We start from the raw sequence: 15575 nt of genomic DNA on the forward strand, positions 1-15575 counted from the left end.
GCTCGCTTAACGTTCTATCTTTGCCGTTTCCGGCGGTGATAGAACGATTCGGCCATCTTCCCATTCAACCTTGACGCGGGTATGGTCCTTGAACGCTTCATTGTCGAGATAGGCAGCTGGAATCTGCAAACGGCCCGCTTTATCAATGACAGCGTACTCTACATGCGTTTCTGCTTGTTCGATCTGACCATGCGTATCCAGGCTGCTTTCTTCTTCCTCGATATCGGACGCTGTCCGAATCATCTCCGAGGAGGTGCGGCCGTCCCGAATCGCAACGACACGGTCTACTTTCCGGGCAAGCTGCGGATCATGGGTAACGATGACGATCGTTAGCCCCATCTCTCGATTGAGTCGGCGGAACAGATCGAGCACTTGGCTTGCCGTCTTCGTATCGAGCGAACCTGTAGGTTCGTCGGCTAGCAATAGACGAGGTTGATTCGCCAGCGCGATCGCAATTGCGACACGCTGCTGCTCACCGCCGGACAGCTCGCTGAGCCGGTTGTGACGACGATGCTGAAGGCCGACCGCATCAAGCAGCTCGAGCGCCCTTGACTTCTTGCGTCGTCCCTTCAACAGAACCGGAAGCTCTACGTTCTCTTGCGCGGTCAAGTATGGAATGAGGTTGCGCGCATTGTTCTGCCAGACGAAGCCTACCGACTCCCGTTTGTAACGGATAAGCTGCCGATCAGACATGGTCAGCATGTCCTTGCCATCGACGAACAGCTTGCCTGCCGACGGACGATCAAGTCCGCCGAGCATATTAAGCAGTGTCGATTTGCCGCTGCCGCTCGAGCCGATGATCGCCATCAGCTCGCCGTCTTCCACTCGCAAGTCCAGACCTTGAAGCGCTACGACTTCAAGATCGGATGATTTATAAATTTTGACAAGCCCATCGCAATGGATCATGCGGTTACTCCTCTCCCAGCTTCAACGCCTGATGGACACGGATGCGGAACAGCCGGATGCCGAGTACGACTAATCCGATCGCGAGCATGAACAAGACGACCGTCAACAGCTGGATGTAATCCGAAGCGCTGTGCGCAATGCGGAACGGCAGCATCTGCACCTTCGTATCGAAGGACATTCTGAACAGCGGAACGAACCACTCGCTTGTCACACGGCCGGAGATCAGACCTATCACCACGGCTACGCCGGATGTGAGCAGCTGTTCGCTGATCAGCATGCCGATCAACTGGCCGAACGGAATACCCATTGCACGAAGAATACCGTACTGCAGCGTTCTTCCCGACAAGGTCAGAATCCAGAACAACAGGAAGCCGCTTAGGCTGATAAGCATCGATATGACGAAACCCAAAGTCATAACACCGTTGATCGCCAGACGGAACGGATCGTTACGCGATTCGATCAGCGCGGATTTGCGGTCCGCAACTTTGACGACTTGGATATTGTTGTCTTGGAGCTCTTGGTACGTATCGCCAGCATTCATGCCATCTTTCAGCTTCAGCCATACTTCATAAGGCTCAGTTGCTAATCGATTCTGAATCGTATCCAGGTGACCGATGACAAGATTCGGAAGCTCGCCTGACTTGCCGTCTGTCGTTAAACCGGCAGTCGGATTCCATGATGGCCAGTAATCGACAATGCCGTATACGACGAATGGCGAAGGGCTCAGCTTCGTCCAACCTACATTAATCGTGTCTCCAACCTTAATGCCGTTGGCCTCAGCCAGCGACCTGGAGATCAGCACGGCCGTCGGCTCTGGTGCGATTAGATTCAGATACAGGTTCATATGATGATCCAGCAGGTCGCTGCGCAAGCTTGCTACCGTACCGAAATCATCTGTCTTGACACCCATCAACTCCGTATCGACGGAGCCTTTGCCTGCCGAGACGGTGGCATTTTCCTTTATAAATACTTGTGCCGCAGCCTCAACGCTGTCAAGCTTCTGATATCTCGCGAAGTCAGGCTCTGTATATTGAATGCGTTTATTCGGGTCTGCCGCTGGCACATTAGGGTTAGGAGCTCCCGTCGAAGGCGGCGGCGCATCGTTCTGCCAATATTCCGTCAGCACGACGTCGGCACCCATCGAATAGTTGATTTTGTCCTCCAGGTTGTTATTGATCGTCCGTGCCGAGTGAGCGCTGAACAATCCCGTCGCAACCGTAAGAACCAAGAATAACTGAATCGTAAGAAACTGCTTCGATGAACGGCTTGTCTGCGTCAGGACGGAATAAAGCGCTGGCGGCCACCATCTTCTGCCGAGCCGATAAATAAGCCGGAGCATCCAAGGGTAAATGCGCAGCAGCAGCAATCCGCCGCCGAAAGCGAACATCGCTGGCGTCAGGAACAACATCGGATCAATCTGCAGCGCGCCGCTGTCGATCCCCAGCTTATCGAAGTTATCCATCTGCTTACGGAAGCCTCTCAGCAGGTACACCGAGACGCCGAGCAGAATTAGGTCCAGTACAAGCTTATGCCAGATGGAAGTGCCTTCCCCGCGCGACATGTTCCGTTTGCGGTCTACAATCGACACGTTCGCAGCGTGGATGACCGGAATTAACACGAGCAGAATCGCGCCGCCCATTGCGTACGCGGCAAGTCGAACGGCTTCCTCGGTCAAATTCACTTCTAATGCCGAGCGGTCGACGAATTGCAAGAAGCCATTCGCAGAGCCCAACACTTTCGTAAACATAAGTCCGCCGAAGACGCCAATGACGAGCGCAGGAATGGCTAGTAATATAGCCTCTATGGCGTATATCCCGACAATTTGAATTTTGCTGGCTCCACGGCTTCGAAGCACGGAAATTTCCGTCTTCTGACCTTCTATCATTTTGTTCGAGATGAGCAATAGGTAGAAGATGAGCATCAGCATAAGAGGAGCATACAGTGCCCAGAGCAGCCTAGTCAGACGTTCCTTCGTGTCGCCATATCCCTTAAGCGTGCGGAGTGCAGGGAATTCTAATTGGTGCGTGCCGATCCGGTTGTCGAAGTATTTGTCAATACGGCCTGCTTCGCCCATGAAGATATTCAGATTAACCGCTTTCAAATCCGGATAGTTCAATGCAGCCTGATACTGAAGCGACGACAGATCAAGTCTCGACAAGCCGACAATTTCACGGTCGAACCATTCGAATGGCACGAACATCAGATTGCCGATACCTTCCAGCTTGAATCGCAAGTAGCTGCCGGTCTCCGGCTCTTGCTGTTCGATCAGGCCGACAGGCTTGAATCGAAGCGTCTCTCCTGTTTTGCTGTTGTTGATCTCGATGATGCTGTCCAGATCACGTTTGAACTCAATGAGAAACTTCTGAGTCACGAGCGTCTCGATAACACCGTCGACTGGTTCAGCAGCCGGCATTCTCCCGTCCAGCAGCTTAATATGTTTGTCCAAATCCGATACTGCAACGACTGCAGATAGTCGATTCATCTTCTTCTCTGCATCGGTCGCATCGGCAGCATAAGTCGTATATGTACGTGTCGCACGATATTTCTGATAGGCAAGAACGCCCATATCGAAGCGCTCAAACTCCCTGTTCATGAATTGATCGGCGGCTACAACCCGCTGCGGCAGCTGTGTGACATCCTGTGATACCGACGTCGATATTCGGAACCAGCCCGGATATTGATCGGACGTTTTCTGCAGACCTTGAAGCTGTTTCTGCATCGTCTGCTGCAGAATCGCATCCGTATACATAGGCATTGAACTGAACAATGCTGCGCAAATGAGCAAGCCGATCAGCAGGTTGAATTGAAGCCAGCTGTTCTTCCGCATTTTGCGAATAATCATTGTCAAGATCGCCACACATTGCACCCCCTTCCGCCTGTATGGCAACCTGTTAGTTGTTTAGAACGATTTGATCGCCTTCCGATAAACCTCGACGAATCTCCACCTCGGTGCTGGTCGACATTCCGACCTCGACGTCCACTTCCTTGCGGCGGTCTCCGTCCAATACTTGCACGTATTTGCGATCCAGATAAGTGCGAAGGCCTGATTTTGGAATGATAAGTACGTTTTGTTGACGCTGTTTGAAAATTTTGAGTTCGGCCATTTCGCCGATATCACCTTTTAAGTCCTCGCTATCAACAATAAGTAACTTAGCGTTTTTCTCGTTCACTTGCTGGTTGCTGGAGAAGGGTACCGAGCTCGGCGTCTGTACGACTTTGCCCGTAATGTCTTTATTGTCGATCTTGATTTCAACTGGCATGTTAGGCTGTAAGGAAGCAATATCTGCGGGGTCATCTGCTGTATATACCAACTGAGTGCGCGACGGATCGGCGATCGTTAAGACCGTCTCATACGCGTTCATGGTTTGTCCGAGGGAAACATCTGCAAGGTACGTTACGACACCATCGATAGGGGCGACAAGACGCAAGCTGTCCCATTGCTGCTGGAGGTTGTCCAACTGCAGCTGGACCGACTTCAGATCCAGTTTCTTGGACTTGATCTGATCTTCATTACCTCCCTTGATCGCACTTTGCAAATCGATCTGCGTGCGCTCATACGAGATTTTCTGAAGCTCAAGCCTCAGCTTTAAATCATCGCTGCCCAATTCGATAAGAAGCTGACCTTTCTTAACCGTATCGCCCTGTGACACATGGACAGCCGCAAGTCTTCCTCCGCCTTGCTTGAAGAATACATCCTGCTGCGATTTCGACACTACGGTTGCGATACCTTTGAAATAAATGGCAAGTTCGCCTTTCTTAACATCGACGACGTCGAATTTCTGTTCTGCCGGCTTCACGAGAGGTGGTGGAATCGCCTCTTCTTCCTTCGGCAACAGGGAACAACCTGACAACGCTGCGACAATCAAGCTTGCGACACCGACACTAGAAGCGATTGTTCTCAACTTACTCCTCATTGGCCTTACCAATATGCCCATCCTCCAATGCGATCGTCTGATCCATCATACTGAGCACGCTAAGATCATGCGTTGTCATAATAATCGTCATGCCAAGCCGATCTACGAGCTCGCGAAATAGTCGGATTACGGAACGTCCAGTCTTCGAATCCAACTCGGCGGTCGGTTCGTCTGCCAGCAATAAGACAGGATGATGGGCGATCGCCCTTGCGATGGCTACCCGCTGCTGTTCACCGCCGGAAAGCTCGCCGGGGCGATGCTTCATACGTTCTTTCATCCCCACTTGTTCAAGCGCCTCTTCCGCCATTCGGCGTGTTTGTGACGAGGCAACACCTGCAATGCGCAAACCGAACTCTACGTTCTCATAAGCAGACATTAACGGCATCAAAGCATAAGATTGAAAAATAAGACCGATTCGCTGCCGCCGCAGCTGATTCCGCTGCTTCTCCGACAGAACGGTCAAATCCTCGCCTTGCAGCAAAAGCCTTCCTTCAGAAGGTCGATCCAGCGCACCGATTATGTTCAATAGCGTTGTCTTCCCCGATCCTGAACGGCCTCGGAGCGCTGTTATCGTCCCTTGCTCTGCTGTAAAGCTAATCTCGTTCAATGCTTTGACTGCACCGTCGCCTCTGCCGAAAACGCGCGTTACGTGATCTGCGATTACCATCGGTGTACGCGCCTGTTCGACTGTCATCAGCTTGCCCTCCCTTCCTATTCCTACCGGCATGAACTTCAATGCACTTATCGAGGAGCTGATGTCGACTGACGAATAATTAACTCGACGGGCTCTACGAGAACGGGCGGCGAATAATCCGGGTTCTCTACCAGCTCTATCAACTGATGAATCACTCGTTCGCCGATTGAAAAGATGTTCTGACTAACCGTCGTAAGGCCAGGCTTTACGATCGATGCGAAAGCCGTATTATCGAACCCGACCACAGAGATATCGTCCGGCACGCTTAATCCTGCATCTGCAACCGCATTCATAACACCAATCGCCATCACATCGGACGTACATACCACTGCTGTAGGTCTATCGGGAAGCTTCAACAAATTCTGCATCGCATTATAACCGCCGGCACTATCGAAATTACTAATCTCGACATAATTAGAATAATACGGAAGCTGGAATTGGCGCAAGCCCTGTTGATATCCCTCGAACCTTGTCCTGCCTGCCACATAGCCCAAATACCCCGAGACGAACGCTATCTTCCTGTGTCCCAGCTCATAGAGATGCTCCATCACAGCCAGGATACCATTACGGTTATCCGCTGTTATGTATCCCGCGCGGCGTCCGATCAGATCGGTATCGACGAACATCGTAGGGAGCTCAGCTTTGACCAGATCCATCGGGATCTTATTGTCTCTGCCGATGCCGAATACGACCATCCCGTCTACGTTGCGGCTCGAGCAATGACGAATAACCGAATAATCCGGATCGTTGAAATCAGCCGACAAGTGAAGTAAATCGTAGCCACTTGAAGCCAATGCCTTCTGCATCCCCGACATCATCTCAGATACGAAAGGGTTGGTCATTATGTTGTGCAGCAAAATACCGATGGTCCACGAACGCTTCTTAACAAGCCCTCTTGCCACGACGTTTGGTTCATATCGAAGCAGCCGTATTGATTCATTTACTTTCTTCCTCGTCTTCTCACTGACATCCGTATAGTTATTGATCACTTTGGATACGGTCGTAACGGAAACTCCCGCATGCTTGGCCACATCCGTAATCGAAGCCACCGCTATCACCTCATCTAGTTCGGAATGAATCCTATTTAGTATCTATTATACATCATATACTACACTCTAGCAGAAAAGGGTCGTCAGTGGGACGACCCTTAACGAGGTTGTTCAAAAAGTCCGCTTGTGATCACGAAGTAAATCAGGAAGTTTATTCGACGTCGAAGCTTGCGTTCACCTTCGGAGTCCGGGGATTATGCTTCCGATGCAGGTTTCCGCTATTCAGGTTCTCGCAATCTTCTCGGAGCTGACTACCGAACTTTTTGAACTCGCACTTATCCACCAAGCTCAATAAAATTATTGGATGCCGAGTTTCGCTTTCAGCGCGTCTTTTTCTACTTTGAACTTAGCTTCGATATCGTCTTGGATCTTCTGGAGCGCTGCTTTCGAGTCTGTGTTCTTGTCGATCGCATCTGCGATGCCCGCGCTGAAGATCGTGCCTGCATCCGTATCAAACGGCGTCGATACCCACAGCGTGTTGATCTTCTGTGCCAGCGGATTCCAGATCTCGTTGTACTTTTGATCGCCCAACATTTCTTGCGTTTTGTCGGCTACTTGCGGGAACGACCAAGCTGGGATGTAGCCTGGGGAACCGCCTTGTTCTACGAATGCGAGTTGGCCTTCATCCGAAGCCAATGTGAATTTCAGGTATTCCCAAGCAAGTTCTTTGTTTTGGCTTTGCGAGAGGATCGACATCGTAGAGCCGCCATTTGCCGCGGTCGTGCCGAATGGAAGCGTCGTCGTTCTCCATTTGCCAACCGTGTCTGGCGCTGCGTCTTTGATCGTGCCCGTTGCCCAGCCGCCGTAATACAGCATTGCGACTTTACCGGTAGCGAGTGCTTGTTTACCGCCATCGCACCACAGTGCGCAGTCTTTCAATGCCAGATCGAGTTGTTTTACTTTCTTCGCCAGATCGAGGCCATGAGCGAATTTCTCGTTGTTACGGATATAATTCAGGCCGCGATCGAAGTAGCCTTCGCCGCTTGTGTACAGGTTGAAGATCGTGTCGTTCTGCTCAAGAATATAAATGCCTTTCGCTTTCAGAGCTTGCGCCATGTTCAGGAAGTTGTCTTCGTTAGCGATATATTCGCCAAGTTCAACCGGATCCGATGGGAAGCCATTTTCTTCGAGAATGTCAGGACGGTAGAGGGTAACCATCGGCGGGATATCCCAAGGCATACCAAGCAGCTTCTTACCGTCAAGGGAGTGCCAACGCTGCCAGTTCGCGTCCGTGAATTTATCTTTCAGCTCAGCAGCGTTGTAAGGAGCGGCCAACAGATCTTCCAAGCCTTCTCCTGTGTTCATCGTCGAGAACCAGCCGCCTTCGATCATCGCAACGTCCGGACCGCCCGTGCCCGTTGCGAGGGCGTTCTTCAGGTTCTTCTGCATATCGTCCCAGCTCAGGATCTGGAAGTCAAGCTGTACGTTCGGATATTTCGCTTGGAACGCCTCGTTCATTTTCTCATGCGTGTTCGTAGCGAACGTCCAGACCGTCAGCTTGCCCGACAGGTCCTTCGGCGCTTCTGCCGCCGGCTCTGGATCAGCCGTCGTTTCTTCCGTTTTTGCAGGTTCAGTCGTTGTCGTGTCTTTCGGTGTATCTTCTGTTTTTTTGTCGTCGCTGCCGCATGCGCTGAGCAGCATGGTCAAGGAAAGAATAAACACGAGTACCAAAGCAAAGCTTTTTTTCATGTTTTCCACCTCATCAATTTTTTGTTTGTTTGATTTTCATTTTGAACTGCCTCTTTAAACGATACCCCTCTTGAATCTAGCCCAATTCAATTCTTATCCAGCCCTTTGTCTATAGCCTTAGGACGTCTTCTAGCGACGTCTCAAGGGCATCACCCCTTTCGAGTCTGAAGCGTTATATGGTACGAGCCGACTCCTTACTCACCTGCGATACCAGCGCGTTCGACGCTTTCAACGAAGTAACGCTGCGTGAATAAGTAGAGGATGAGCATGGGGAGAATCGTCAGAAGCGATCCTGCCATTACCCGGTTCGCAAACGTAGGCACAAGTCCCGTCAAATCGGCAGTCATCGCCGCCGTACCGTTCTGAAGCTCCAGCTGACTTTGGCCATCCATGACCTTGAGATTCTGCATCAGGTTGAACTTATCCGCTATCGTTGTGAACAAGCTAGGCTCGAACGTGTCATTCCAGTGCCATACGAGCGAGAACAAGAAGACGACCAGCATCGCCGGACGGGCCAGCGGGAACATAATCGACCAGAAGGTCCGCAGCGCCCCTGCGCCGTCGATGCGCGCTGCCTCTTCCAGCTGTCCCGGCAAGCCGCGGAAGAACTGAAGGAAGATCATGACGAATAGTGCACCGCGTAATCCGTGCCCGAACAACGCCGGAATGACGAACGGGAAGTACGTATTCATCCAGTGCAGGTCGCTGTAGAAAATGTACATCGGCAAAATAATCGTTTGCGGCGGTACCAGGAACGTGAAGAGCAGGAACCCAAGCAGCAGCGTGTAGCCCGGGAATCGGTAACGGGCGAAGCCGTAACCGATGAAGGCGCAGCTTGCAATCTGTACAAGTGCCGGTACCAGCGATGTCATGATGCTGTTCTTGAATTTCGGCAAGTAATCAAGCGCTTCCCACGCATATTTGAAGTTGCTGAAGTTCAGCGCCTTCGGAATCCACTGTACCGATGCATCCGACAAGTCGGTCGGCTGCATCAGCGATTTGCTGATCAAGTACAGCATCGGATAAATGAAAACGAATGCAAGACCAAACAACATTAAGTAATGGAATACCCAAGACGCTGTAGAGCGTCCGTAGCGTTTGACAACCGGTACGTAAGGACTCGTCTTCTCGCGTCCCGAAGCGAGCGTCTGGCGGATCGTGGCGGCAACGTTGTTCGATTGCATCTGATCAGCCCCTTTCCCTTAAGCTGTTCCGGAACAAGTACAAAACAATTCCGATAATAACGAATGAAACCAAGAAGTAGATCCATCCAAGCGCTGCACCGTAACCGAAGTCGTTCTTTTTGAATAAGACATCCATGATGTAGTCCATGATCGGATTGCCAGCCTTCGTGAACGAGTTCACGATGCTGAACAGCGTGTTAACGAGAATCATGGGCGTAATGATTGGGAACGTGACCTTCCAGAAAATTTCCCAAGGCGTCGCGCCGTCTACTTTCGCCGCTTCGTACAAGTGCGAAGAGATCGACTGCAGGCCGGCTAAGAAGATCAGAATCTGAACGCCGGAGTCCCACATCGAGAGCGACAATGATTCGAGAATGCCCAGCAGCGGTCTGACCAGATCGATCGGCATAATGTTGCTCAATGTCGATGCCAGATCGTATTGCTTGAAGATTGGCAGGTTCGCTGCCCCGTCTTCACGAAGCTTCGTCAGCACGGTGCCTGACGCGATAATGACCGGCAGGAAGAAGATGCCGCGGAATATCATTCTCCCTTTAAAATTGCGGTTGAGCAGCAGCGCCGTGAACATCGCAAAGATCAGAATGAGCGGTACATTGAAAATCAAACCGCTTACCGTTCCGATCAGCTTCGGCGTGAATTCAACGTCGACCGTGAACGCCTTCCTGAAATTCTCAAACCCGATGTAGTGGGCCTGCAGGCCCGCTGTCTTAATCTCCAGCTTACTTAGCGAGAAGCGGAACGAGCGTACGAGAGGAACGGCCATGAATGCTAGAAAGCCGATAACCCACGGCAGCGTAAACATGTATCCCTCTAAGTAGTGCCGCGTCCGCATGGACAACCCTTTCTTCATTGGCCGTTACCTCCTTTCTCGACCGAATAGCCATAGGCATCAATCGATTGACCATCGACCGTCACCGCTTTGCGGTTATAGTTGACGGTGATCTTCGTTCCATCTGCATAAGTGGTGCGATACACGTTGCGCTGCACCGTCGCATGATCAACGATTTCTTGATCAGCCAAGCTGCCAAGAACGCCTTCGATTTCCTTGTAGGTGGCCACGGTCTGGCTCGACCAATCGCTCCACTCGCCGGACAGCAGCCAGTCGAACGGCGTGCGCTTCAGATCGGCCGGGTCATTATAGGCCAGCTCGAACGACGGCATTGCGCCATATTCCAGAAGCCGCAGCTTGTGAACCCGCGGGTCGTCCTGCAGATTATAGGGATCGGCCGAATATGGAATAAGGCCATGAAGTGCGATTTGATAGAATGGAATCGTCTCATCCATGTACACGAAGTGACTGGAATCAATCGGTGCGTTCTGGATATTGTCTGTATGACCAAGCGTATAGGCGAAGCCGTATTCAACGGCTGAGCCGCCAGTCGTCTGCTTCATCAGGTCAAGCGACTGCTGCCATACACCAATCGTCTGACTCCGCATAAACGGCGGATTCGGCTGTTGGTCGGAATAAAGCGTGCTGCCCATATACTCCAACAGGACGCCGCTGACGCCTAGATCTGCAAAATCATCTGCTTCTTTCGATACATGCTTATCGAATACACGCTGCGGTTTCATCATGTAGTACGCCTGGTCCGACATCTGATTGTTGTCATACCAAGGCTTATACACCTTCGTCGCTTCGTTGTTCAGACCGCGAATCGCATCCTTGGACTTCGACACGCCATCACTTGTGGTGGACTCTTTGACGTAATTCGCGCGAAGGTAGAGCTTGATTCCTTTTTCTTTCAAATAGGCAGCGAGCTTCTCCAGTTCCTTATTGCCGCCGAGTGCACTTTCCGCTGGGAAATGGTCTGGCTGATCGCCATACTTGCCGCCATCATTCCAGCCGTCATACGTCACTTCTAGCTTCGTGATCCCTTCAGCTAACAAATCGTCGACGATGGACTTCGCTTGTTCGAACGTCGTCATCTTGATAAACTTGCTGCCGACGATTTTGTCCTCGATTCCACCGCCGAACAAGGTCAACTGCAGAACGCTGCCGTCCGATTCCGAAGGCTGCAAGCCCTTCTCCTCGGTTAGGTAGCTGCGATATGACTTCGCCAGCCCGACATAATTGGCATCTTCATTCTCGAGCAGCTTGAATTCGATCGTTCGATCACCTGGGATAAGTCCCCGCTGAATGAGCGGAATGTCTCCTGAATTGCCGACGAAAATGATGTCGCTGTTACGATAAAGGAACTCAACGCCTGCGCGATATAGATTAATGTTGCGGATACCTGCTGGCGTAGCATTAATCTTCGCATCGGCATCGCCGGAAGTGATGATGCCAAGCACGCCCTTCTTGTCCTTGCTGTATGTGCCGAATACCGGCAGCGCGATCTGCTCGCTTGGGGGCTTCGCGATCAATTCGTCTTTAATCTTGACGACCTTCTCTACGATGTTCGACTGGAAGGCGTAGTCGCCGCCGTATACATACTCGCTATAGCCGTCAAACGTATTCGGACGCACCGGCTTGAAATCCATTAACGCGCCAGAGCCGTCCGGCACGAAAATCGCGCCGTCCGTGCCAGGCTCGCCCGCCTCGATGAACGGCAGCACTTCGAGAGTCGACAGCCTTACCGTTCCGTTCTCCTTCACGGAATCGAACGGAACGTTTACTCGGAAGCCGTCTGCTGTGAGCGTGTACTCCAGCGCCAGCGAGATGCCGATCTCCGCCATGTCATAATCGAATCGGACGCCATTATCGATTTGCGCCATTGTAATAGCCGCTTTCGCTTTCGACGGATAGGTCGACTCCACGCTTTTGCCAGACGTATATTTGATCGTGAATGGACTTTCAATGAATTTCAGGTTGTTGGGCGGCATGGTGCTGTCAACCGGCGGTGCGCTGAACCACTCCTGCCCCGTCTTCTTGCTTACGACCCGAACTTGACCTTCCTTGCCATCGGTATACAATTGATAGCTATCGTTCTCTGCCACTAGCTGCGTTGCCTTCACAGGTGTCTTCGTAACGGGCGGCTTCGCTTCAGCCGTCGTTACGGTTGAATCATTCGCTGCAGCAGCATCCGAGCCGTTCTCCGTTCCATTCGAATCTGATGCGCCGAATACCGGAATCGAGACAGCTGCCAGAAGAGCGGCGGTCGCAAGGAGCAGACTTTTTTTACGATTCATCTTCATGCCATCTCCTCCTAAGACCTGTAACGAATCTCTTTCATAATATTAATGACGAACACGATCGCTTGATTGACGAGTCCATAGATCATCACGACGATAAGCCACATGATAATCATGCCGAGTATAGACAACAGAATGATGCCGACCGTCTTGCCAAACTCAAAGTCGTGAATGATCATGACCTGGAGGAACAGCATGACCGCCATCCAGCCATACATGAAGTAGTAGATGCCGCCATAAATCGAGATTTCCTTCAGCGTGAGCAAGTTGCTCAACAGAGAGACCGGAATGATGAGCACGATGTACGGCAGATATACGTAGGAGCTGCTGATCAATATATCTTTGAACTTGCCCTCTCCATCAATGATGGTTGAGACGGCCCAGTTCGAAATAGACCACGTTATCCATGGAATGACGATCCACAGAATTTCCAGCGGAATCGATACGTCCACCGCTTCCCTCGTTCGGAACGCGAAGCCGGACAACATCAGACTGACGATACGAGCTACACATGCAAGCGCCATGATCGTAACCGCGTTGATCAGCTTCGCCCGTTTCTCGAACTGGATGTCGTAGAAGAAGTCGAACGGATGAAAAAGGGATTGTCGCACGAGTTTAATGGCTTCCACTGACTCCCCCTCCTTTCATGGTGCCGAGGAATTCTTGTTTTTTGCGAGCGATTTTCCGTTTGCGCAAGAAGCGCAGCAGCACTTGCAATAAGATGAAGCAAATAATCACAATCGTCATAATCGTTCCGAAGTGTGCTTTGATATACACTTTGCGATATTCGAACATCGCATCGGAATAACCGCCTCGGTTCAAGCCGAGCTTGAAGTATTTCATCGCTTCCTTGTATTTGTGCTGACGGTAGTACGCTTTGCCGATTGCCGTATAGGCCATATCGTACGTACTGTCCATCTGGAGCACTTCCTGCCAAGGCTTCATCGCTTCGTTGTATTTGCCGTCTACGTACAGGATAGAAGCTTGATGCACCTTGTCTGCGAAAGGCGTTGGATAGAATCGATCGATGCGGCTGCGTTCGCGGTCTGCGACGTAGATTGCGCCATCCGATGTTTCCGCAACGCTTGTCGCCGTCTTGAACAGGCCGTTCTGATTGCCTCGGCCGCCGAAGATGAACAACAGCTTGCCTAGCTTATCGTATTGGAACAATTCGCCGTTCGTCTGGTCGAGTGCCGTAATGAAACCGTCCTTGCTGACGGATACGTCAACAATCGTGTCGTGCTCGATCTCGCCATTGATTGACTTCATATAGTAGTCACCGTAACGATGCGCGCCCGAATTCAGCGTATCGACGCCAACGGCGCTGAGTCGCTTTACCTGGTCGAATCGGATGCCAAGACTCGTCGTATAGATGAAGCCTTCGTTATCTTGGAACAAGTTCGAGAATTCCGGCGGCCTAGTAGATGCCAACTGATCCCGCTGCTCCTTCGAAGCGATCAGCTTCACGATGACTCTCGTCATCGAGAACGGCACGTGGTTCGCTCCGTAGAATCCAGCGAAAGTGCCATCCGGCCGAATTTGCATCAGACCGAGCGAAGAGCCTTCACTCGAGACGAACATGTAGCCCCGTTTATCCACGACCAGCTTCGCTGGCGAATAGTTGAAGTCAGAACCAATCAGTTCGCTTTGCGGCAAGCCGTATTCGCGGTCGAATGACCCATCGGACTTATATACAACGATCCGCTTGTTGCCAGTGTCTGCAACGTAAACGCTGTTGTCCTTCGCGATGAATACACCCTTGGGTCCATTCAGCGCACCTTTGCCTTCTTTGTCACCATAAATAGTAATTACAGCACCCGTATCCGGGTCCATATGTACGACTCGATTGTTGCCGCTGTCGACGACATAAAGCGTATCGTCCGGGGTGACGAACAAATCCTCTGGCGATTTGAACGAACCGGACGTCAAGTCATAGCCGTCGAACGAATCCGCGTACAAATACCCGTTAAGCGCTGGTTTGTCGGCATCTTGCGAGTTGTAGATGTAGCCGGTATACGGCGACTTCGCGTATGCGGCAGCGGGTAAAACGAGTGCCAAGGCGCATACGAGCAAGAGGATGCGTGTAAAGCTGCGATTTGGTTTCATATGCGACATCACTCCTTGATTCCCGAGTGGGCCATCGTCTCAAGCACCATCCGTTGTGTAATGACGAACACGAGGATCGTCGGTACGACCATCAAGAAGCTCGCAGCAGCGACTGTACCTGTACGGGCAACTACGCCATATCCGCCGCTTAACGTCTGCAGCGCGAGTGGCAGCGTTTTCATATCCTCGGTTGTTGTATAAATGTTAGCGGCCCATGGATCGTTCCATGCGCTGATGAAGCTGAACAGCGCGAGCGTCGCCCAAGCTGGCTTCAGCATCGGCATGACGACTTTCCAGAACGTCGTCCACTCATTGCCCCCATCGATACGCGTTGCCTCTAGCAAGGCATTCGGAATTTGGTCCAGGAACTGCTTCATAAGAAACAAGGATACCGGCGCTGCCAATGCTGGAATGATGAGCGCTACATACGTATTGATAAGTCCGAGCTCTTTGATAACGATAAACTGTGGAATCTGCGTAACTTGCGGCGCAAACATGAGCGCGAGCAGAATCATATTAAAGATCAGTTTCTTGAATGGCATGTCATGTTTACTAAGCGGATAAGCCGCCATTGCCGCAATGACGATGCTGCCTACTACGATGCAAGACGAAACGACGATACTGTTAAAAATGTATCGGGAGAACGGTACGATCGACGTTCCGGTCGCAAGAATCAAATCCTTGAAGTTCTTCAGCGTCGGGTTGACGACGAAAAACCGCGGCGGGAACAAGAACAATTCAGATGTTGGCTTCAGCGCTGACGAGAACATGTAGACAAGGGGCGCCAGCATAAGCAGACCCAGTGCCGTCAGGAATGCGTATAGGAAAAATCCGCTGAAGTCAAACCGTTTTCCTTTAACGATGGTTGATGTGCCAATCACGT

The 15575-nt window shown here is 51.4% G+C and carries 12 protein-coding genes; all 12 read right to left on the bottom strand.

The annotated features are described in order from the left end of the window. Positions 1–6 precede the first annotated feature (6 nt). Positions 7–906, bottom strand: a complete 900-nt coding sequence (locus tag SBI19_RS13230; protein ID WP_317968850.1) for an ABC transporter ATP-binding protein — start codon at positions 904–906, stop codon at positions 7–9. 4 nt (positions 907–910) lie between these two features. Further along, positions 911–3763: an ABC transporter permease gene (locus SBI19_RS13235; RefSeq protein ID WP_317968852.1), complete on the bottom strand. Its 2853-nt coding sequence runs from the start codon at positions 3761–3763 to the stop codon at positions 911–913. Positions 3764–3797: 34 nt separating this feature from the next. Then, positions 3798–4808, bottom strand: a complete 1011-nt coding sequence (locus tag SBI19_RS13240; protein ID WP_317968854.1) for an efflux RND transporter periplasmic adaptor subunit — start codon at positions 4806–4808, stop codon at positions 3798–3800. Position 4809: 1 nt separating this feature from the next. Further along, the gene (locus SBI19_RS13245; protein WP_317968856.1) at positions 4810–5514 is read right to left on the bottom strand and encodes an ABC transporter ATP-binding protein; all 705 of its coding nucleotides are present in this window, start codon (positions 5512–5514) and stop codon (positions 4810–4812) included. 47 nt (positions 5515–5561) lie between these two features. After that, the gene (locus SBI19_RS13250; RefSeq protein WP_317968858.1) at positions 5562–6563 is read right to left on the bottom strand and encodes a LacI family DNA-binding transcriptional regulator; all 1002 of its coding nucleotides are present in this window, start codon (positions 6561–6563) and stop codon (positions 5562–5564) included. A gap of 297 nt (positions 6564–6860) precedes the next feature. Continuing rightward, positions 6861–8252, bottom strand: a complete 1392-nt coding sequence (locus SBI19_RS13255) for an ABC transporter substrate-binding protein (protein ID WP_317968860.1) — start codon at positions 8250–8252, stop codon at positions 6861–6863. 194 nt (positions 8253–8446) lie between these two features. Further along, positions 8447–9436 (bottom strand): carbohydrate ABC transporter permease, encoded by a 990-nt coding sequence (locus tag SBI19_RS13260; protein ID WP_317968862.1) that lies wholly within the window; start codon positions 9434–9436, stop codon positions 8447–8449. Positions 9437–9440: 4 nt separating this feature from the next. Further along, positions 9441–10304, bottom strand: coding sequence for a carbohydrate ABC transporter permease (locus SBI19_RS13265; protein ID WP_317968864.1), 864 nt, complete (start codon positions 10302–10304; stop codon positions 9441–9443). Further along, the gene (locus SBI19_RS13270; RefSeq protein ID WP_317968866.1) at positions 10301–12589 is read right to left on the bottom strand and encodes a DUF5696 domain-containing protein; all 2289 of its coding nucleotides are present in this window, start codon (positions 12587–12589) and stop codon (positions 10301–10303) included. The genes SBI19_RS13265 and SBI19_RS13270 overlap by 4 nt, the downstream gene beginning before the upstream one ends. Positions 12590–12600: 11 nt before the next feature. Next, the gene (locus SBI19_RS13275; protein ID WP_317968868.1) at positions 12601–13215 is read right to left on the bottom strand and encodes a YIP1 family protein; all 615 of its coding nucleotides are present in this window, start codon (positions 13213–13215) and stop codon (positions 12601–12603) included. Then, positions 13202–14692, bottom strand: a complete 1491-nt coding sequence (locus tag SBI19_RS13280) for a hypothetical protein (protein WP_317968870.1) — start codon at positions 14690–14692, stop codon at positions 13202–13204. The genes SBI19_RS13275 and SBI19_RS13280 overlap by 14 nt, the downstream gene beginning before the upstream one ends. 8 nt (positions 14693–14700) lie before the next feature. Beyond that, positions 14701–15573, bottom strand: coding sequence for a carbohydrate ABC transporter permease (locus SBI19_RS13285; RefSeq protein ID WP_317968872.1), 873 nt, complete (start codon positions 15571–15573; stop codon positions 14701–14703). Positions 15574–15575 lie beyond the last annotated feature (2 nt).

Source organism: Paenibacillus sp. CCS19 (genome assembly GCF_033239625.1).
Classification (GTDB): Bacteria; Bacillota; Bacilli; order Paenibacillales; family Paenibacillaceae; genus Paenibacillus_T.